The following is a 20,815-nucleotide window of genomic DNA, read 5'->3' as shown; positions in this document are numbered from 1 at the left end:
CGTGCGCGACCGGTGGGGCGCCGAGGTGGTTACCTGGACCGGTTGGCAATGGCTCGTCGGGCTCGGGTTCGCGCGCGGGTGCCGCGCCCGCGTCACCCCTGCTGATATCGTGGGATCTCCCCCACGCGCCGCCCTTAGCACCGCACTGGACGAAAGGGATCACATTCTTAACGTGCCTTCCCGGTCAATTGAAATCAGAGACCGAGAATCGACCAGAAAGCAAAGCGCGCGGACCGGCTTCGGGTGGGCCAGCCAAGCGAGAACCCGGTCACCGGTCGCGGTCCAAACGGTCACTTGCCCGGCACGAGTACCGGTCGCAACAGTGCGCCCATCGGAAGCAAACGCGACCCCGACGACGTGCTCGTCCACCGGAACATTTAGGCTCCCGAGCACCACTTCGGCCGACGGATCGAAATCGCTCGCCCCAGTGGGCGCTCGGAACGGACCGAGGCTCGGTGGGCGACAGCGATCAGTACCGCGACGGCCAGAACCACGTAACCGGTTCGCGTAAGATAGTTTAACACGGTTGTCCTCGCTGGTCGAGCGGCGGGCGAGGCGCCAGAGTCGCTCTACCCTCTTACCGTCCGGACGGAACCGGGTCGTAGACAAACGGGGGCCAACTGGTGCTCAACGTGGGCGAACCGGATGGCAACCTCAGCTCAACTGAAAAGATCAGAAAATTGCAATAGTAACCAGGAATCAACACCAACTCACAACTGTTTGCTGGACATCACTTGGGACGATAATTCCCCCGCGGTACGCACATTCATTCGCCACAAATTCTTTTAAAATCGCTAGTTAAATTGTGGAAATCGATAACCCCGTGTTTCGGAATTATTGTCCCCGCGCATTGCAGTAGCGGCGTCCGTGTCCCAATACCACAGCTACCGACAAGTCGTCGAATTCGGTCCCATTTCGCTCCCGGATCAAGCGATCGCACCGATTTCCCCCGACCACGTCCGTTGATCCGGCAGTCCGGAAGAAAGTCGCGCGAGAATTTCCTATGCGCCGGGTTTCGGCGGGGCAATTACTCTGTGTCCGAGCGATCCCGGATGAGACCCATGCTATGTCAACACCCGAAACCGGCCGACTCATGCGCGAGGTCCGGAACCTGATCGGCGACGCCCGCGAGGACGTTCCCGATGGCGAACTCGTCGCGCGGTTCGTGGACCGGCGCGACGAGTCCGCGTTCGAGTGCCTCGTGCGCCGGTACAGTCGGCTCGTCTTCGGCGTCTGCCGGCGCGTTCTGGTCGATCCCAACGCAGCCGACGACGCATTCCAGGCCACGTTCCTGGTGCTCGTTCACCGGGCCGCGGCAATCAACCGGAACCGCCCCGTGTCGGACTGGCTCTACACGGTCGCGTTTCGGCTCGCGTGCCGCGCACGGGCGAACGCCGCCCGGCGCCAGCGGCTCGAAGCGGCCGGGGCACAGTGCCGGTCCGTGATCGCTCCCCCCAGCGTGCCCGAGGACGGGCACATTGTACTGCACGAGGAGCTGAACCGGCTCCCGGAACAGCACCGCGTGCCGCTCGTGCTGTCGTACCTGGAGGGCCGCACCTACGAGCAGGTGGCCCTGGCAATCGGGTGCCCGGTCGGGTCGGTCGGGTGGCGCCTCACGCGCGCCCGGGACGCGCTCCGCGTGCGCCTCACGAGCCGGGGCATTGTTTGCCCGGTCGCCGGGGTCGCCACTCTGATCGTGTCCGCTGGGACCGGCACAACAGCGCCGGCGCCCCTCTTCGATACCACGGTGCGCGCCGGGCTGTGGTTCGCGGGGCGCTCCGCCGATGGAACCACACACGCCGCGCCTTCGGCGCAGGTGCTCGAACTCGCGCGAGGAACAATCGGAACCATGACAACAAGTAAATGGGTCGCGGCCGCCGTCGTGCTGGCGGTCGGGTTGTGCGGCGGGACCGCGTGGCTGGCGCGTTCGGCCGCAATGAGTGCCCCACCGCCACCAGTTGCAGATCAGCCCGCGCCGACCGCCAAGCCCGCCAAGCCCAACGAAGTGCCCGACGGCGCGAGCGCCCGCATGGGCACGGCCCAGTTCCGGCACGGCGACGTGGTGTTCTTCATCGCGTACACGGCCGACGGCAAAGGGATCGTGACCGCGGGGCGCGACAACACCATTCGGTTGTGGGACCGCGCTACGGGGCAGGTCGTGCGCCAGTTCGAGCGCGCGGAGGGGAAAAAGGAACCGCTCGCGCAGAAACCTGCAATGCCCGCGATGTCGGGCAAAATGATGTCAACTACGCCCCCGGACGATTTCCCGGTCGCACTGGCGCCCGACGGGAAGATGCTCGTTGCAGCCAAAGACCGAACCATTACGGTCTGGGACACGGCGACCGGAAAGAAACTCCACGCCCTAACAGCGGCCGCCGAGGTGACGGAGTTGGAATTCGCGCCGGACGGCACGGCGCTCGTCTCCGCCGACGCGAACAACACGGTCGTACTCTGGAACCCGATCGAAGGCACAGCGCGGAAGACGTTCGAGCCGAAGGCTGATACGAAGGGGGCGACGAAGACCGGGGCCGCCGTCTCGCCCGCGGGAACGCACGTCGTTCAACAACTGATCGAACCCGAAACCGCGAACGGCTCGCTCCGTATTACCGAACTCGCGACCGGGACCGCGTTCCCGGACATCAAGCTCTCGGTGGGCGGCGCCCAGAACATCGCGTTCTCGCCGGACGGTAAGTACCTCGCTTGGGCCTCGTTTACCGACGGCATCACGGTCTGGGACGTCGGGGCGCACAAAGAGGTGAACCGCTTCAGCAGCGGAACGGCCATGAAACCGCGGTTCTTCGGGAAGTCGCTGCGCATCGCGGCCGACAGCAAAACGGTCGCGGTCACGCTCTCGAACGACGCGATCGAACTGTGGGACATCACCGAGGGCAAACTGAAGCAGACCATCGGCGGCTACACGGCCGAGCCGTCGGGCCGCGTCGCGGTGCGCATCGTGCGCGGCGGGGGGAGCCGAATGACCCACACGGACCTCGCGCTCGCCCCGGACGGAAAAACGATCGCGGTCAGCCTCGGTAGCGCGGCCGTGCGACAGTTCGACGTCGGAACGGGGAAAGAAATCGCGGCGACGCCCGGGCACCTCTCGGGAATCATGGCGGTCGGTTCGGACGGGAAAACGGTCGTCACCGTGAGCCGCGAATCGGTCCGCGTGTGGGATCGGGCCGGCGGCGCGGTCCGGCACTGGGCGCTGACGCCCCCCGCGACCTCGGTCGCCGTCTCACCCGACGCGAGAATCGTGGCCACCTCGTCCGGAAAAGGCGCTATTCGGATGTGGGACGCGGCGCGGGGCGAGCAGGTCCGCGAGATCGACACGAAGCGCGGGGACGTCGCGGGGATCGCGTTCTCGCCCGACGGCAAGTTACTCGCGACAAAGGCCGAACTGAATTCCGCGGTGAACCTCTGGGACGCGAACACCGGCGCCCACGTCCGCACGATCGGTCAGGACGGCGAGCCGGTGTTCAGCGGCGGGCGCGTCACCCTCGACATTTCCGGTATGCAGACCCCTGTAATACGCTTCTCACCGGACGGCCGCCTGATCGCGGCCGCGAGCGACAAGAAACAGCTCCGCGTGTGGGACGCGGCCACTGGAACGGCGGTGTGCGACATCGCGGCCCCTAAGTCGCTGGGCGTCGCGTTCGAGTTCTCCGCGAACGGGCACGTGCTCGCGCTCCTGACCCAAGACGGAACGGTGACGGGATACGAAATCGCCACCGGGGAGAAGCGGTTCGAGACGCGGGGCGCGGGCGACGGCTCCGCGGCGAACCACCCGCGCGACATCGCCGGGGGCACGGCCGCGATTAGCGCGCTGGGGCGCGGGTTCGCGAACGCCGGCGCGATCGGGTTCACCGCGGACGGGCGGTTCCTGTTCTCCGCCGCGGGCACCTCCGCGCTCCGCGCCTGGGACACGCTCACCGGCCAAGAAATCGGGCACCTGAAGGGCCACAGTGGGAGCGTGTCGCACCTGTGCGTTACGGGCGGGAACGTGCTCGTTACCGGGAGCGTGGACACGACCGCGCTGACGTGGGATCTGTCGAAACTCACCCGGGTCGAACTTACACGCGACACGCCCCTCCCCGCGGCCGACCTGGACCAACTTTGGGCCGATCTCGCGAAACCCGACCCGGCGGTCGCGCTCACGGCAGCGCGCAAGCTCCTGACCGACCGCAAACAGGCGGTGACCTACTTGAGCGAGCGGCTCCGCCCGGTGCCGGTGGTCGAGGACGCCCGGATCGCGGAACTGGTGACCGACCTCGGTGGCAACTTCAACGCCCGACGCAAGGCGACCGCCGAACTGGAGCGACTCGGCGCGGTCGCGGTCCCGCACTTGCGCAAGGCACTCGAAGGAGCCCCACCCCTGGATCTGAAACAGCGGGTAGAGGCCCTTCTGCAAAAGGCCACTGTGAGCAAACTTACCGAGGACCAGCTCCGGGAGCTGCGCACCGTCGAGTTACTCGATCAAGCCGCGACGCCCGAAGCGAAGCGCGTCCTGGAGGCGCTCGCGAAAGGTGCCAAAGGCGCCCGACTCACGCTCGAAGCGTCCGCGGCCCTCGCGCGACTGACCGCCACGAAGTAACGCCACATTGCTGTGTTGACCTGGTGCATTTGGTCTTTTGTTTGGTGGCACGAGCCTCTGGCCTGTGGAGGCACTCACACAGGCCAGAGGCCTGTGCCACGAACACAAGGCACAAGCTTTCAACGCAGCAACCCACATCCAATCGGTTCACCGTCGCGCCCCAAGTTGGGGCGCGACGCGACGAGAGCATTCCCATGCGATACGCACTGACCCTACTACTGCTCCCGTTCGGCTACTGCGCTCTCGGGGCCGACGCCGCGGCGCGGATCTCGGAGCGCATCGACGCCCGGATCGATGAGAAGCTAGCGAAGGCAAAGGTTGAACCCGCACCGACCGCGGGCGACGCGGAGTTCTTCCGCCGGCTCTGTCTCGACCTCAACGGGCGCGTCCCCCCGTTGTCGCTCGTGCGCGACTTCCTTGATGACGACCGCCCCAACAAGCGCCGGCTCTGGGCGCGGGAACTGATTGAGGGCGATTTCGGCGACCGCTACGCGGCGCACTTCGCGAACTACTGGCGCGCCGTGCTGCTCGCGCAATCGAACGCCCAGGTCGCGCGCCCCGGGCGGCTCGAAGATTACCTCCGCAAGCAGTTCCGGGCGAACGTCCCTTACGACAAGTTCGTCCGCGACCTGCTCACGAGTGCGGACGCGGCCGACTACTTCTCGGCCTACGAGAACAAGCCCGAGAACATCGCCGGGAGCACCTCGCGCGTGTTCCTGGGGGTGCGACTGGAGTGCGCCCAGTGCCACGCCGACCGCAGCGGCGGAACCTGGAGCCGCGAGCAGTTCTGGCAGTTCGCCGCGTTCTTCTCGCGCCCGCCGAGGGCGCGGGCGGATCAACCCGCACCCAAAGGCCCGCCGCAAATCAAACTGCCCGAGAAAGAAGAGTACATCGCCGCCGAGTTCCTCGACGGCCGGGTGCTGAACTGGACGGACGGCGCGGACCCGCGTGCGGTACTCGCGGAGTGGACCACGCGGGCGGACAACAAGTGGTTCGCACGGGCCGCGGTCAACCGCATGTGGGGCTACTTCTTCGGGACCGGGCTCATTGACCCGGTTGATGGTCTGGGCGTGGCCGACAATCTCCCGAGCCACCCCGAACTGCTGGACGAACTGAGCCGCGCGTTCGCCGAACACAAGTTCGATCTGAAATTCCTCGCCCGCGCCATCACCGGAACGAAGGCGTACCAGCGCACGAGCCGGCAGACGCACGCGGCTCAAGCCGACCCGCGGTTGTTCGCCCGGGTGCCGGTGCGCGGGCTGAGCGGGGAGCAGCTCTACGACAGTTTGACCGAAGCCACCGGGTACGCCCCGCCGACCGAGAACGCGAGCGACGCCCTGCTCGTCGCGACCACGCCGCGGGCCAAGTTCCTCGCGAAGTTCCAAACGCAGCCCGACCAGCCAATCGACGCGGCCACGTCCATTCAACAGGCGCTCTACCTGATGAACGGCGCGTACACCACCACGGCCACGAGCCTGGAGAAAAGCCCGACCCTCCGCGCGATCGCCACCGGTCCCGGGTCGGTCGCGGATCAGGTCGAACAGTTGTTCCTGGTGGCGCTGGCGCGCAAGCCCACTGCGACCGAACTGAAACGCATGGCCGAGTTCGTCGGCCCCGACCGACCGGCGAAGGACCGACAAACCGCGCTCGCGGACGTGTTCTGGGCGCTGCTCAACAGCACCGAGTTCGCGGTGAACCATTAGTCCGGTTTCGGGTCGCGAATTGAGGCCCGCAACTACCCAAGCAGCGCGCGACTACACGGGCTGCGCCTCCCGCTCCCTCGCGGTCGCGGCTCGTAAAGCCGTTACATGGAATCTGAATCGCTATCAACCCGGAGTTCCCATGCGATCCATCGACCGCCGCTACTTCCTTCGCGCCGGTGCGCTGAGCGCCGGGACCAGCATGTCCGGCTGGTTGGCGCCGCTCGCTACCGCCGCCGCGAAGGAACCGGCCCGCAAGCGCGCGTGCATTTTGCTGTGGATGAACGGCGGGCCGAGCACGATCGACCTCTGGGACTTGAAGCCGGGCCACGACAACGGCGGGCCGTTCAAGGAGATCGGCACCGCGGCGCCCGGTGTGAAGATCAGCGAGCACCTGCCGAAGATCGCGGCCCGCATGAAGCACGTCGCGCTCGTGCGCTCGATGACCAGTAAAGAAGGCGACCACGGGCTGGCCACGTACTTCGCGCACACCGGGTACTCGTCGCGCGGGCCGATCCGCTACCCGTCGCTCGGCTCGGTGGTGGCCAAGGAACTCGGGGCGGACGATGCGGCGCTACCGAACTTCGTGAGCGTCGCGCCGTTCCGGGCGTTCAGCCCGGCCGCCCACGAGCCGGGGTTCCTCGGCCCGCGGTACGCGCCGCTCGCGGTGGGCGAATCGCGCCCGCTCGCCCCGCAACCGGGCAGCGCGAACCAAGCAATGGGGGTCGAAGACCTCGCGCTGCCCGGCGGGATCGCCACAGACCGGTTCGACGCGCGCTGGAAATTAGCGGCCGAACTCCAGCACGAGTTCGCCGCGGAGCGCCCCGACCCCGCGGCCAAGAGCCACCACACGGCCTACGACCGCGCCGCGAAGCTCATGCGCTCGGCCGCGGCGAAAGCGCTCAAACTCGACGACGAACCGGCCAAGCTCCGCGACACTTACGGGCGCGACGTCTTCGGCCAGGGGTGCCTGCTTGCCCGGCGGCTCGTCGAGAGCGGCGTGCCGTTCGTGGAAGTGGCGCTCGGCGGCGCGGGCTGGGACACGCACACCGACAACTTCGAGCGCGTCAAACAACTGAGCCAAACGCTCGACGCCGGGTGGTCCGCACTACTGGACGACTTGAAGGACCGGGGGCTGCTCGGCACCACCACGATCGTCTGGATGGGCGAGTTCGGGCGCACGCCGAAGATCAACGGCAGTAAGGGGCGCGACCACTACCCCTATGCGTGGGCCGCGGCGCTGGCGGGTGGCGGGATTAGTGGTGGGCAGGCGCTCGGCAAAACGAGCACGGACGGCACCGCGGTCGAAGAGCGCCCGGTGACCGTTCCGAATTTCCTCGCGACCGTGTGCAAGGCTCTCGGCATCGATCCGCAAACGCAGAACGTATCGAACACCGGGCGCCCCATCCCGGTCGTCGACTCTGCCGCCAAACCGGTCGCAGAATTACTCGGTTCGTAGTTTCTGCGATCCCTGGAAGCGAGCGATTGGTGCGCGGACTGTGGGCCGCGACCCGTCTGTCGTGGTGCGGTTTCGAGGTCGCCCCCGGTCCCGTCTGCTGGCGCCCACGAACAAGTGCGGTTTCACACTCGGGATCCGCAAACAGTTCAGCACGCTCCCCTCGGCCGCGCCGAGCGCCCGAGCGAAAGTGCCTCGACCGCCGCCCGAGACCAATCGATCTCCCGCCCGATAAATTTGCCCAACGACAATTGGTGAAGTGCGTACCCGCCCCGGCTTTCTGCCAAGCTCGACACCGACAAGTCGTCCCGCAACCGCGACCCATCTCGGCGGAAAACTCTCACGGGCTTCCAATTCTGAGTACGAATAGGATGCCGTTCGCACCTCGCGGCCGCCGATCGGGTTGCGCCCGGGGTATCGGAAGCGCCGCTTGAGTGCCCGTAGCGTGGATCAAATCAGTTCCCGCGACTCGCTCGACGTCAGCGGCTCGGCTAACACATCACTTCGTGGTCAGTTCACTCATGTGGCTACCACCCCGGCCAATTACATCCGGTTCCGGATCAGCCCGGACGTCGCGATCGCGCTCTCCACAATGGTGAAGGCTCCGGGCGAAGCGTTCACCGGCACGCCCGCGGAATTGATCGCGGTCCACCACCCCGACAGCGCGGAGATGGACGCCTACGAGCGGTTGCTCGGCGATGCGATGCGAGGTAACGCGACCGAGTTCGCCCGCGAGGACTACGTAGAAGAGGCGTGGCGCATCGTCGACCCGGTACTCGGGTCCGTAGTCCCGGTCGTCGAGTACGAACCGCATTCGTGGGGACCGGTAGAGGCGAACCGGCTGATCGGGAGCGATGACCCGTGGCACGATTCCGCGGTTCACAAAGCAAATTCGTGACGCAAATTGAGGGCCACGGGCGCTTTTATGCTATTCTCGCTCGGGCGTGAAATGCTTAAGCCGATGATCGGGTATGCTGGTGCGGAGTTGGGAGTTGATGACTTCGTTGGAGCACTCCATTGCCACCGATCTCTGCACAACCGGCTCCCACCGGCACTCCGGCCACACCGGAACACAACGGGCACGGAAAGATTCTGTTTTCCGGCGATCCGAACGCTTCTTACGAACGACGACTCGTATTCGATCACGTCGTCGAGCCTAAAACTGCGACGATCCGCGAACAGTTTGAAGCGGTCGCACGAGCGGTCCGCGATCTCCTCACCCGGCAGTGGCTCAAGACCACCCAGGCCCACGATCGAGCGAACCCGAAGCGCGTGTATTACCTGTCGATGGAGTTCCTCATTGGTCGCTCGCTGACCAATAACATCACCAACCTGATGGCCGAACCGATCGTTCAGGAGGCGATGCAACGGGAAGGACTCGATCCAATCATGCTGGCCGAACAGGAACCAGACGCGGGGCTGGGCAACGGCGGGCTCGGTCGGCTGGCGGCGTGCTTCCTCGATTCGATGGCCACCATGCAACTCCCGGCCATCGGCTACGGGTTGCGCTACGAGTACGGCATCTTCCGCCAGGAGATCGAAAACGGTGCGCAGGTGGAGCGCCCGGACAACTGGCTCCGTCGGCCGGACCCGTGGGAAATTCCCCGCCCGTGCGAGACCGTTGAAGTGCGACTCAACTGTTCGGTCCGCATTCACAACGGCGCGCCGCACCTGGAGCCGAACACTCCCCGGGTGCTCGTCGGCGTCCCCTACGACCGCCCGATCGTCGGGTTCGGCGGGAAAACTGTCAACACGCTGCGATTGTGGGGCGCATCGGCCCCCGATTTCTTCAACCTCGGCGAGTTCAACCACGGTGACTTCTTCGGCGCGGTTCTCGACCGCGTGACGGCCGAGAGCCTGACCCGCGTGCTGTACCCGGACGATTCGACGGCCGCAGGGCGCCGACTGCGGTTCGTGCAGGAATACTTTTTGGTCGCCTGCTCCCTCGCGGACATCTTGCGTCGGTTCAAGTCCAGCAACAGCGACTGGCGCGCCCTGCCCGACAAGGTCGCGATCCAGTTGAACGACACGCACCCGGCCCTCGCGGTCACCGAACTGATGCGCGTGCTGCTCGACGACGCGCGCCTCGGGTGGGACGAGGCCTGGGATCTGACCGTCCGCACGCTCGCGTACACGAACCACACGCTGCTGCCCGAAGCACTGGAACGGTGGCCGGTGGAACTGTTCGAGCTGGTGCTCCCGCGCCACCTGGAGCTGATCTTCGAGATCAACCGACGATTCCTTGGTGCGGTACGGTCCAAGTTCCCCAATGACGAAGCACGCGCGGAGCGAGCGAGCCTCATCGAAGAGGGCACAGGCCGCAACGTGCGGATGGCGCACCTCGCGATCATCGGCACGCACAGCACCAACGGCGTCGCGGCCATTCACTCGGAACTGCTCCGCACCCGCACCGTGAAAGACCTCGCCGAAATGTTCCCCGAACGGTTCGGGAACAAGACCAACGGCATCACCCCGCGGCGCTGGCTGCACCTGTGCAACCCGGCGCTCGCCGCACTCGTCTCCGACGCGATCGGCGACGGCTGGATCACCGATCTGTCGAAGCTCCGTGCGCTCGCACCACTCGCCGAAGACCCGACCCTTCGCGCGAAGTTCCGCCGGGCCAAAGAAACCGCCAAGGAGCGGTTCACCTCCTGGCTGCAAACTACGACTGGGCAGGTCGTCAACCCGGTCTCGATCTTCGACTGCCAAATCAAGCGCATCCACGAGTACAAGCGCCAGTTACTTATGGTGCTGCACATCGTGGTGCTCTACAACCGGTTGCGAGCGGACCCGAGTCTCCCCATTCCACCGCGCACGTTTTTCTTCGCGGGCAAGGCGGCTCCGGCATACACGCTCGCGAAACTCATCATCCGCCTCATCAACAGTGTGGCCGCGGTGATCGATTCCGACCCGGCGGTGCGCGGAAAACTCGCGGTGGTGTTTCTACCCGAATACAATGTGTCCCTCGCCGAGCGGCTGATCCCGGCCGCGGACGTGTCCGAGCAGATCTCCACCGCGGGGTTCGAGGCGAGCGGCACGAGCAACATGAAGTTCATGATGAACGGGGCGCTCACGGTGGGCACACGCGACGGCGCCACGATCGAAATGGCCCAGGAAGCCGGCGAGGAGAACTTCTTCCTGTTCGGCCTCACCGCCGATCAAGTGGCAAGTAGTCGCGGGTGGTACGATCCGCACTGGCACTACGCCCACGAACTGGAAACCCGGACCGCTCTCGACTTGATCGCGCTGGGTCACTTCAGTAACGGTGCCCCGGGGGTGTTCGCCCCGATCCGTGACACGCTGCTCACGAAGGGCGACTACTACATGCACCTGGCGGACCTGGCCGATTACACGCGCACGCAGGAGCGCGTGAGCGCGCTGTTCACGGACCCGGACGCCTGGGCGAAGAAGGCGCTCCTGAACATTGCGCACTCGGGCCGGTTTTCCAGCGACCGAACGATCCACGAGTACGCGACCGAGATTTGGGGCGCTGGGCCGTGCCCGGTCGATTGAGTCAACCGAATTCGCGCGTCCGCGGCGCGACTACCAGAGAGTACCCGATGCCGATCTCTCCGCTCGCCGGGAAACCGGTCCCGAAAGAACTGCTCATCGACGTCGCCGCCCTGGAGCGGGCCTACTACTCCCACAAGCCCGACCCGGGTGACCCCAACCAGCGGGTCGCGTTCGGCACGAGCGGGCACCGCGGCACCCCGGGCAACAACACGTTCACCGAGGCCCACATTCTCGCGATCTCGCAAGCCATCTGCGACTACCGCACGGCTCACGGGATCACCGGCCCGCTGTTCATGGGCAAGGACACGCACGCGCTCTCCGCCGCGGCCCAGCGCACGGCCCTCGAAGTGCTCGCGGCCAACGGCGCCGAGACCGTGATCCAGAGGGACAACGGGGTGACGCCGACGCCGGTGATCTCGCGCGCGATCCTCGTACACAACCGCGGGCGCACAACGGGCCTCGCCGACGGGATCGTGATTACGCCGTCGCACAATCCGCCCGAGGACGGCGGGTTCAAATACAACCCGACCAACGGCGGCCCGGCCGACACGGACATCACGAAGTGGGTCCAGGACCGCGCGAACGAACTTTTGCGCGGGAACAACGCGGGCGTGAAGCGCGTCCCGCCGCTCTCGGCGCTCACCGCGGCGACCACGCGCCACGAGGACTTCGTCCGCCCGTATGTGGACGACCTCCGGAACGTGATCGACACGGACGCGATCCGCGGCGCGAAGCTGAAGCTCGGCGTGGACCCGCTCGGCGGCGCGGCCGGCGGGTACTGGGCCGTCATCAACGAGACCTACGGGCTGAACATCGAGGTCACGAACGCGGCGGTCGATCCGACGTTCTCGTTCATGACCGCGGACCACGACGGGAAGATCCGGATGGACTGCTCCAGTCCCTACGCGATGGCCCGGCTCGTCGCGCTCAAGGACCGGTTCCGCGTCGCGTTCGCAAACGACCCGGACTCTGACCGACACGGGATCGTCACCCCGTCCGCAGGGTTGATGAACCCGAACCATTACCTCGCGGTCGCGATCCGCTACCTGCTCACGCACCGCCCGGGCTGGCGCGCGGGCGCGGCCGTCGGGAAAACGCTCGTCAGTAGCGCGCTAATTGACCGCGTGGTCTATTCTCTCGGGCGAACGCTGCTGGAAGTACCGGTCGGGTTCAAGTGGTTCGCGCCGGGGCTGTTCGACGGGTCCGTCGGCTTCGGGGGTGAAGAGAGCGCCGGCGCCAGCTTCCTGCGGAAAGACGGCACCGTGTGGTCCACCGACAAGGACGGGCCAATTCTGTGCCTACTCGCGGCCGAGATTACGGCCGTGACCGGAAAAGACCCGGGCGAGCACTTCGCCGAGATTGCGTCCGAGTTCGGGATGCCGAGCTACACTCGCATCGACGCCCCCGCCACCCCGGAGCAGAAGGCAAAACTCTCAAAACTCGCGCCGGAAAACGTGACTGCATCGGAACTGGCCGGGGACTCGATCACCGCGAAACTGACCCGCGCCCCGGGGAACGATGCCCCGATTGGTGGACTGAAAGTAGTCTCCGCGGGCGGCTGGTTCGCCGCGCGGCCGTCGGGCACCGAGAACGTGTACAAGGTGTACGCCGAGAGCTTCCGCGGTGCTGAGCACCTCGATCGCATTGTCAGCGAAGCTCAACAGATCGTCACCGCAGCGCTCAAATAAGCGAACCCCGCCCGCAAGGGCGGCGGGTGCAGGTCATCGCCCCACCCGCCGCCCTTGCAGGCGGGGTAATCATTGCTTGATTCACCCCTGCCCTTGCGGACAGGGTTCACCAAATCCTCGCCCTTGTGGGCGGTGCTCGCCGAACTACGGTTACGGCTTGGGGCGCGCCTTCAGGTGGTCTTCCATCTTCAGGTGCGGGACACCCTCGGCCCACCAATCCGGAGCGGCTTTGCCCATCAGGTGATGGTCGAAGAACTCGCGCATGCGGATCGCGTAGTCCGTGCGGTTCTCCGGCTTCACCAGGCCGTGGTTTTCGCCCTTGTACTGCAGCATCACCACGGGCTTCTGCAACCGGCGCAGCGTGTTGTAGTATTCCACCCCCTGCGTGAAATCGACCGCGCCGTCCTTGTCGTTGTGCAACAGGAGGAGAGGGGTCTTCACGTTCTTCGCGTGGTACACGGGCGAGTTGCGAATGTACGCCTCTTGCAGATCCCAGTACCCGGCCGTGAACCGCCCCTGGCTGCTCTCGAAGATCGGCTGGTTCGCCATGCCGACGTTCCAGTACACGCTGCTGTACATGCTCACGAGGTCGGTGAGCGCGGCCCCCGCAATCGCGCACTTGAAGCGGTTCGTCTGCGTCACCATGAACGCGGTCTGGTACCCGCCCCACGAGTGCCCGTGCAGCGCGATCTTGTCCCCGTCCACAACACCCGACGCGACGGCCGCGTCCAGCGCGGGCAGAATGCACTCGGCCGCGGACATCCCCGGATCGTTCAGCCGGTAGGTGATGTCCGGCATCAGCACCGCGTAGCCAGCCGAGGTGTAGATCGAACCGATCGCTCCGGCGCTCGGCGGCTGGTAGCGGTGGATGTTCTGTGACAGTTTCTCGTAGATGTACACGATGGTCGGGTACTTCTTGCCCGGTTCGTAATCGGCCGGCAGTAACAGCGCGCCCTGGAGCTTCTTCCCGCCCACGCCCTTGTACTCGATCAGTTTCGCCCCCGCGGACCACTTGTAGTCCTTCTGTTGCGGGTTGGCGTCCGTGACCTTCTTCGCGTTCTTGAACGTCGCGTCCGCGATGTAGAAATCGGGGTAGTCCACGCTCGTCTGCCGGGAGAACACGAACGTGTCCGCCTTGCGCGCCTTGGCCTGCACCCCGTAAGCACAGTCGCCCCACAGCAGCACGTTCGCGCCGGGCTTCGACGGATCGATGCGGGCGAACCCGTCCTTCTTCGTCCACTCGCCGTACATCGCCGTGTACACGGGGCGCGTGAGGTCGACCCCGGGCTTGGGTTCGGCCTCGAACTGGTTCAGCCCGCGGTAGCGGATGCCGTCCTTCTTGCCGTTCTCGGTCAGGCTCGTGCCGCCTGAGCCGTCAACGCTCACGCGCCAGATGTCCCACCCGTCGGAGAGCAGCACGAACTTCCCGTCGCGGCTCCAGCCGAACGCGGGCGTGGCCGGCTTGTCGAAGTTGTGGTCGTCGTCCGCGTCGACGAACGACGAACCGACCTTCTCTGTCACGTTCGTGCTCTTCCCCGCGGTCATGTCGTAGACGTGGTAGTGCCCGTCCTTGTAGTAGAGGAAGTGCGTGCCGGTCGGGGCCGTGTTGACGTTCGCCCCGCCGAAGAACAAGCTCGCGAGCTTCTCCACCACCTTCGTCTTCGTCCCGGTCTTCGGGTCGATCACGTACACATCGGTGTAGAGTTTGCCGTTCAGGTAGCTCATGTACTCGTAGGGCTTCGAGTCGCGCCCGATGCCGTACTTCTGCTTCGCGACCAACCCCGCTTGCTTCAGTTCGTCGGTGGCGAGGCGAACGAACTTCTTGTCCTTCGTCCAGTAGACCGCGCTGTAGTTTACCACGCGGTCGGTACCGGCCTGTTTCTCCTGCATCGGCTGGAGCCGGTCGTCCTTCCAGTGCCACACCACGAGGTCCGGCTTCGCGCCGTCGCCCGCACCGCCCGTGGTCGGGCCGGCCTTTTTGCCCTTCTTGCCGTCGTCCTTCGGATCGACCTTCACCTCGGTCTTCATCTCTTTCGGCGCCGGGGCGACTTCGCCCTTCTTTTTGCGCGCGGTGATGTTGAAGCTGAACCCGTCGAGCGCATCGGTCCACGAGGCCGATCCGGTGATCCCCATGTCTTTCGGGAAGTCCTTGTCGTCCTTCGGATCGTAAGTCGTCTTCGTGGGCTTCGCGCCGAGTTCGGTAAAGCCGAGGATGCTGATCCACTTCGCCTCGTACCCCGGGTCGTCGACGGCCTTCGTAACGGTGAACGCGGTGGTGTCCTCGTTCCACGACAGCCCGCGGTACACCGCCTTACCCGATTCGATCAGATGCACCGCGCCGGTCTTCATGTCGCGCAGGTGAACGCCGTTCCCGAGTTGCCCCGTCGCGTCGATCACGGTGATTAACCACGCGCCCGCCTTATCGAACTCAAAATCAGAGACGTTGCCCAATACGAGATCGATTCCCGTCGCCAGTTCTCGCAGAACGAGGTCCGAACCCGAGTGTGCGGGCGCAGCTCCCGGACCGGGCGGAGCGGCGGGCGGGTCCGTGACCTTGCGGAACACGATGTGCGTCGCGGCCTCGCCGTTGAAGCGAACCGACGCGGCCCCTTCGATCTCGGTCTTCTCGCCGTTGGCCAAGTTGACCAGGACGACTTTCGCCTTCGGGCGCGTGGCGCCGGGCGCGGCACCCTTCGGGGTGACCGGAGTGTAGGTGAACGCGAACCACTTGCTATCGAGGGAGAACAGCAGCGCGCCGAACCCCTGACCGCCGGGGAATTTCGTCTCCTTGCCGTCCGCGGTGTTGCGCAGGATCAGGTCGGCTTCGCCCTCGTTCGCGCCAACGCGGTGGGCGAACCACTTGCCGTCCGGCGACAGCGCGACCCCGCGAACGGAGCGCCAGGTTTCCGCTTCGGCCAGCGTGAGGGGCTTTTTCCCGGCGCCCGTGGGCGCGGATTTCGCCTTGAGGTCGTCGAGCCTCTTCTTGAGTTCGGCGATCTGCTTTTCGATTTCCGCGGCTTGTTGCTCGCGGGTTTTCGGTGGGTCTTCGGCGCGGATGACGGCAACGAATCCGCCGACGAGCACGAGCGCCGCGAGCCCGCGGCGGAGCAGGAACATAGAGCGGAACAAGGCCGGTCTCCGAGCGGGTGGGTGCCGGCCCGACCCGCGAGCGGGAAGGTCTGCGCCGGTTCGTGGCGCGAGTTGGGAATCGTCCGTTCCATCGAAATGCGACCGGCGCGGCACCGGTGGCCGAGGGTTATTTTGCCCAGCTTACCAATTCGCCCCCGGCGTGTCGATAAGACTGGCGTGATTGTGCGCTTTGAACGAGGTGTCGCTTGTGGATTGTGCCCAACGGCTGCCGATACGTGTTGTCTTGTTCGATGGGCGAGCGGGAAGTGCTGCTGACATTTCTGGACGGTTCACGAAATATTAGGGTGGCGATGGCAAGCGGGGGTCCGTTACAACCGGGATCGACATCCAACGCGGGAGCAGTCGTGGCCGAAAAAGACGAGTTCGCACCGCTCCGATTCCTGGACGGTGACGGGAGCTACAGCTTGATGCTCACGGAATTCAGCCCGTGGGCCGCTACGTTTGAGGAACTGGAATGGGACGGCGGCGGGTACAGTTGGCACGGCGTGGCCGATGCACTCGTCCGGCTCAAGGCCCCGAAACTGAAGAAGAAGATCAAATACGACCCGGAAGGCAGCATGTTCGTCGCGTTCGGGCCGGACCGCGACGCGCTGGTGCAACTCGCCCGGTTAATGCTCGAAGCAATGGCCGATCCCGCCGTATTGAGAGAGGCGATCGAGAAAGCAAACCCGAGACTGATGGATTAGCAAGCCGGGGCCGCTCCCGCCACTTCCCACAACGCCCGCAATTCCGCTCCGGTTAAGAGAAGGAACTGCGGGCGCAACGAATCGGCCGCATTACGTGCTGCGGAAAATCAGCTCGTCACAGCGCCTTCGCTCGCGGACTTCACGAGCCGGGCGTACTTCGCGAGTACCCCGCGCTCGACGCGGAGGGCCGGAGCTTTCCACTTGCCTTTCCGCGCCTCGAGTTCCGCGTCCGGGACGTTCAGCGTGAGGAGCTTCGCGTCCCCGTCGATGGTGATCGAGTCGCCGTTCTGCACGAGCGCGATCGGTCCGCCCACCCACGCTTCTGGCGCCACGTGCCCCACAACGAGGCCGTGCGTACCACCACTGAACCGGCCGTCGGTGATAAGGCCCACGCTCTCACCCAGGCCCTGCCCCATCAGCGCACCGGTAATGCTCAGCATTTCGCGCATCCCGGGACCGCCCACCGGCCCCTCGCCGCGAATCACGACCACGTCACCGGCCACGATCTTCCGCGCCTGGATCGCCTCGAAGCACGCCTCTTCGCCGTCGAAAACCTTCGCGGGGCCGGTGATCGAGCGCTGCTTCAGCCCGGCGACCTTCGCGACCGCGCCCTCGGGGGCGAGGTTCCCCTTCAGGATGACGTGGATGCCGTGGCTGAAGAGCGGATCCTCGAACGGGCGCACCACCTTTTGCGGTTTCGCGTACACGCTCGGCACGTCCGCGAGGTTCTCCGCGAGCGTCTTGCCCGTCACCGTGATGCAGTCGCCGTGCAGGTAGCCCTTTTCGAGCAGCGCCTTGAGCACCGGCGGGGTTCCGCCGACCCGGTAGAGGTCGAACATCACGTACTTCCCGCCCGGTTTCAGGTCCGCCAGGTGCGGAACCTTCGCCGCGAGCCGGTCGAAGTCTTCGAGGGTCCAGGGCACGCCGGCCTCGCGCGCGATCGCCATCAGGTGCAGCACCGCGTTCGTGCTGCCGCCGAGCGCGAGTGCGAACGTGTAGGCGTTCTCCAGGCTCTTGCGCGTGATGATGTCACGGGGGCGAATGTTCTTCTCGATGCACTTCATCACGGCCTTGCCCGCGAGGAACGCCTCGCGCTCCTTCGCCGCGCCCACGGCCGGGTTGCTCGCGCCGTAGGGGAGCGACAGGCCCAGTGCCTCAATCGCGCTGGACATCGTGTTGGCGGTGTACATGCCGCCGCAGGAGCCGTGCCCGGGGCAGCTCGAGCACTCCACCTTGTGGAGCGTCTTCTCGTCGATCGTGCCGGCCTGGTACTTCCCGACCGCCTCGAAGATGGACACGATGTCCACGTCCTCGCCGGTCGGCCCGACACCGGGCATGATGCTCCCGCCGTAGACGAACACGCTCGGGATGTTGAGCCGAGCCATCGCCATCACGCACCCGGGCATGTTCTTGTCGCACCCGCCGAACGCGATCAGCCCGTCGTGGTTCATCGCGCCCGCGACGGTTTCGATCGAGTCGGCGATCACCTCGCGCGACACGAGCGAGTACCGCATCCCCTTGTGCCCCATGCTGATCCCGTCGGAGACGGTGGGGGCACCAAACGTCTGCGGCACGCCGCCGGCGGCGCGCACGCCCTCGCGCCCCTTCTCCGCGAGCCGGTCCAGGTGCGCGTTGCAGGGCGTGATGTCGCTGAACAGCGACGCGACCCCCACGACCGGCTTGTCGAAGTCCTCGTCGGTGAACCCGACCGCGCGGAGCATGGCCCGGTTCGGCGCGCGGCCGGAGCCGCCGGTGGTGGTGAGACTGGTGCGTGTCGATCCGTCGGACATGGAGAGCCCCTCTCGTACCCGTTCGCGTCAAACGAACGGAAATCCACAGTGCAACCCGATTCTCTCTGTTATCCGGATTGGGCTCGCGCCGGCCATGAGAGCGCGGGCGACTTTTCCGGGAAGCGCGAACGGGTCGAATTGTATCGGGAAAAGCGGCCCGAACGTTTGCAGCGGTTCTGCGCGTGAACTAGGTATTTGGTGTTCTCGCTCACCTAAATCACGAACGAACGGCGAACGGCAGGGCGAGGTGCCCGACCCTTCAATCCAGGAGTGTTTGATGCGCAGTCTGACCAAGAGTTTGGTGTCGTTCCTGAAGGCGGAAGACGGACCGACGGCTGTTGAGTACGCGGTAATGTTGGCCCTGATCGTCGTGGTGTGCATCGCCGCCATCACCACCCTCGGCTCCAACGCCAACAGCACCTTCTCATTCGTCGGCTCGTCCATCAAGCCGCCGTCCGGTGGCGGCACCGCCAGCTGAGTTCGCGCTACTGCAATTAAAACGACCCTGCCATTTTTGGCGGGGTTGTTTCTTTTGGTACCAACAGTTCGCCCCGCCGCGTGCCCGCGCCGCGGTGTCGACCTTCCGGACGCGATCACCCGGCGCGACCGGAGAAATCGACAGAAAACTCCCACACGTCAGATTCGCGGTTCTAAGTCTGTGTGTCGACGCGAACGGCACGCCCCCGACCACCGGGGGGGGCCGGCGTGACTCGCCCGGTTCACTTTCCTTCACGTAGTTCGGGGCCAGCGCACGGCTGCCGAACCCCACACGGAGTCCCTGCTATGCGTACTGTCGCCAAGAAGCTCGTCGCGTTCGTGAAGGCCGAAGACGGCCCGACGGCCGTCGAGTACGCGGTGATGTTGGCCCTGATCGTCGTGGTGTGCATCGCCGCCATCACCACCCTCGGCTCCAATGCCAACAGCACCTTCTCATTCGTCGGCTCGTCCGTCGCGCCGACGGCCTCGAGCTGAGTCGCGGAACCCGCGCTACAAATACGGCCGGCCCCTCTTGTCGTAAGGGGATCGGCCGTATTTTTTTGTTCTGTGTTACTTCGCCAGTTCGATCTCGATGAGCTTGTCGAGTTCCTCGTCGGTCAGTTCCTTCTCCTCGCTCGTCCACACGCGCTTCCCGTCCCTCCCGAACAGTGCCTTAAACGGGATGCCGCCGTCCAGCCCGAAGCGCTTCGTGACCTTGTCCTCGTCGTCCCGGAACCCGAGCAGCACGAAATTCGGGAACGCGGCCTCCTTGTCTTTCAGGAACTTGAGTACCGCGTCCTTGTCGTACTTGTCTTCCTTTCCCTTCGGGTCCAGGCTCACACTCACACACACCAGCCCCTTGCCGGAGTACTTCTTGTGCGTCGCCACGAAGTGCGGGAAACCCTTCACGCACGGCCCGCACCACGTCGCCCAAAAATCCACCAGAACGACCTTTTTCTTCTGGTCGGCGATGGCCTTGTCGAGTGCGTCGAACTTCACCTCGGCCATTGCGACGGCCTTCGGTTCGTCGGCCGCGCGTCCGAAGGCCGCGACGAGTCCGCCGGTCGCCAGTACCCCCGCGAGAATCAAAAAGCGCTGCACGAGTAACTCCTGTTGAATAAGGGATCGATCAGTGGCACCCGTTACTTGGCCAGTTCGGTCCGGATCAGTTTGTCGAGTTCCGCCTCGGTCAAGTGTTTTTCCCCTTTGGTCCACACCCGGGTTCCGTCCTTCCCGAATAGTGCCTGGAACGGAATACTGTCGCCCAGGCCGAACAGCCGTTGATACATTTCGTCGTCTTGTTTAGCGGCAATGAAGTTCGGAAACGTCGCGCTCTTCTCTTCAAGGAACTTCAGCACTTGGGTTTTGTCATAGCCCCCCTTGGGCCTCCACGCGACGTCCATACTTACGCTCACACAAACCAAACCCTGATCCGCGTACTTCCGGTGAAGGGTGACGAACTCGGGGAACGTTTTCACGCACGGGGGGCACCACGTCGCCCAAAAGTCCATCAGGACGACTTTCCCTTTCTGTTGTTTCAAAACTCCGTAAAGCCCGTCGTGGTCCGTTTCGGTCACGGCCACGGGGATCGCCGCGGTGGGTTCGGGCAGCGGGGCGGTGGGCCGGCACCCCGCGGCAATTACCAGTGCCAACAGAACCACGACACCGAGCGTTCGCATGGTCGGGTACTCCGGAAAGAACGATAAGGAATAATAGCGCGACCGGCGCCGCGGGCGCGGACTATTCAGCGCCGGTCGGTAGTGC

At 65.3% G+C, this 20,815-nt stretch carries 14 protein-coding genes; 9 read left to right on the top strand and 5 right to left on the bottom strand.

Features of this window, described 5'->3' with window-relative positions; translation table 11 throughout:
- Positions 1-159: 159 nt before the first annotated feature.
- Positions 160-369: a hypothetical protein gene (locus VT84_RS42290; protein ID WP_410000384.1), complete on the bottom strand. Its 210-nt coding sequence runs from the start codon at positions 367-369 to the stop codon at positions 160-162.
- Between the two features lie 697 nt (positions 370-1,066).
- Between VT84_RS42290 and VT84_RS16855 the strand changes: the two genes are divergently transcribed.
- The 6 genes from VT84_RS16855 (at position 1,067) to pgm (ending at position 12,948) form a co-directional block, all read left to right on the top strand.
- Positions 1,067-4,591 carry a sigma-70 family RNA polymerase sigma factor gene (locus VT84_RS16855; RefSeq protein ID WP_162271730.1) on the top strand — a complete coding sequence of 1,175 codons (3,525 nt, stop codon included), beginning with the start codon at positions 1,067-1,069 and terminating at the stop codon, positions 4,589-4,591.
- A gap of 194 nt (positions 4,592-4,785) precedes the next feature.
- The gene (locus tag VT84_RS16850; RefSeq protein WP_082840350.1) at positions 4,786-6,294 is read left to right on the top strand and encodes a DUF1553 domain-containing protein; all 1,509 of its coding nucleotides are present in this window, start codon (positions 4,786-4,788) and stop codon (positions 6,292-6,294) included.
- 139 nt (positions 6,295-6,433) lie between these two features.
- Positions 6,434-7,750: a DUF1501 domain-containing protein gene (locus VT84_RS16845; protein ID WP_204249775.1), complete on the top strand. Its 1,317-nt coding sequence runs from the start codon at positions 6,434-6,436 to the stop codon at positions 7,748-7,750.
- A gap of 427 nt (positions 7,751-8,177) precedes the next feature.
- Complete coding sequence (locus VT84_RS16840; protein WP_204249774.1) at positions 8,178-8,645, top strand: hypothetical protein; 468 nt, start codon at positions 8,178-8,180, stop codon at positions 8,643-8,645.
- Positions 8,646-8,764: 119 nt separating this feature from the next.
- On the top strand, positions 8,765-11,260 hold the full coding sequence (locus VT84_RS16835; RefSeq protein WP_082840348.1) for a glycogen/starch/alpha-glucan phosphorylase: 2,496 nt from the start codon (positions 8,765-8,767) through the stop codon (positions 11,258-11,260).
- Positions 11,261-11,307: 47 nt separating this feature from the next.
- Positions 11,308-12,948 (top strand): phosphoglucomutase (alpha-D-glucose-1,6-bisphosphate-dependent), encoded by a 1,641-nt coding sequence (gene pgm, locus VT84_RS16830; RefSeq protein WP_082840347.1) that lies wholly within the window; start codon positions 11,308-11,310, stop codon positions 12,946-12,948.
- A 150-nt stretch (positions 12,949-13,098) separates the two neighbouring features.
- Here pgm and VT84_RS16825 read toward each other — a convergent pair whose 3' ends face one another.
- Complete coding sequence (locus tag VT84_RS16825) at positions 13,099-16,077, bottom strand: prolyl oligopeptidase family serine peptidase (protein WP_239465868.1); 2,979 nt, start codon at positions 16,075-16,077, stop codon at positions 13,099-13,101.
- A 365-nt stretch (positions 16,078-16,442) separates the two neighbouring features.
- Between VT84_RS16825 and VT84_RS16820 the strand changes: the two genes are divergently transcribed.
- The gene (locus tag VT84_RS16820; protein WP_052561788.1) at positions 16,443-16,784 is read left to right on the top strand and encodes an Imm51 family immunity protein; all 342 of its coding nucleotides are present in this window, start codon (positions 16,443-16,445) and stop codon (positions 16,782-16,784) included.
- A gap of 107 nt (positions 16,785-16,891) precedes the next feature.
- On the opposite strand, the gene ilvD is transcribed toward VT84_RS16820, so the two are convergent.
- The gene (gene ilvD / locus VT84_RS16815; RefSeq protein ID WP_052561786.1) at positions 16,892-18,574 is read right to left on the bottom strand and encodes a dihydroxy-acid dehydratase; all 1,683 of its coding nucleotides are present in this window, start codon (positions 18,572-18,574) and stop codon (positions 16,892-16,894) included.
- A gap of 277 nt (positions 18,575-18,851) precedes the next feature.
- Between ilvD and VT84_RS16810 the strand changes: the two genes are divergently transcribed.
- Both VT84_RS16810 and VT84_RS16805 read left to right on the top strand, forming a co-directional pair.
- Positions 18,852-19,052 carry a Flp family type IVb pilin gene (locus tag VT84_RS16810; protein ID WP_052561784.1) on the top strand — a complete coding sequence of 67 codons (201 nt, stop codon included), beginning with the start codon at positions 18,852-18,854 and terminating at the stop codon, positions 19,050-19,052.
- Positions 19,053-19,357: 305 nt separating this feature from the next.
- Positions 19,358-19,546, top strand: a complete 189-nt coding sequence (locus VT84_RS16805; RefSeq protein WP_052561781.1) for a Flp family type IVb pilin — start codon at positions 19,358-19,360, stop codon at positions 19,544-19,546.
- Positions 19,547-19,621: 75 nt separating this feature from the next.
- On the opposite strand, the gene VT84_RS16800 is transcribed toward VT84_RS16805, so the two are convergent.
- The gene (locus VT84_RS16800) at positions 19,622-20,152 is read right to left on the bottom strand and encodes a TlpA family protein disulfide reductase (protein ID WP_052561779.1); all 531 of its coding nucleotides are present in this window, start codon (positions 20,150-20,152) and stop codon (positions 19,622-19,624) included.
- Positions 20,153-20,193: 41 nt separating this feature from the next.
- Positions 20,194-20,730, bottom strand: a complete 537-nt coding sequence (locus VT84_RS16795; RefSeq protein ID WP_082840345.1) for a TlpA family protein disulfide reductase — start codon at positions 20,728-20,730, stop codon at positions 20,194-20,196.
- Between the last annotated feature and the right edge of the window lie 85 nt (positions 20,731-20,815).

It is taken from the genome of Gemmata sp. SH-PL17 (genome assembly GCF_001610855.1).
Classification (GTDB): domain Bacteria; phylum Planctomycetota; class Planctomycetia; order Gemmatales; family Gemmataceae; genus Gemmata; species Gemmata massiliana.
The sequence above is the reverse complement of the archived record's forward strand: the minus strand, read 5'-3'. Positions and strand labels throughout refer to the sequence as shown.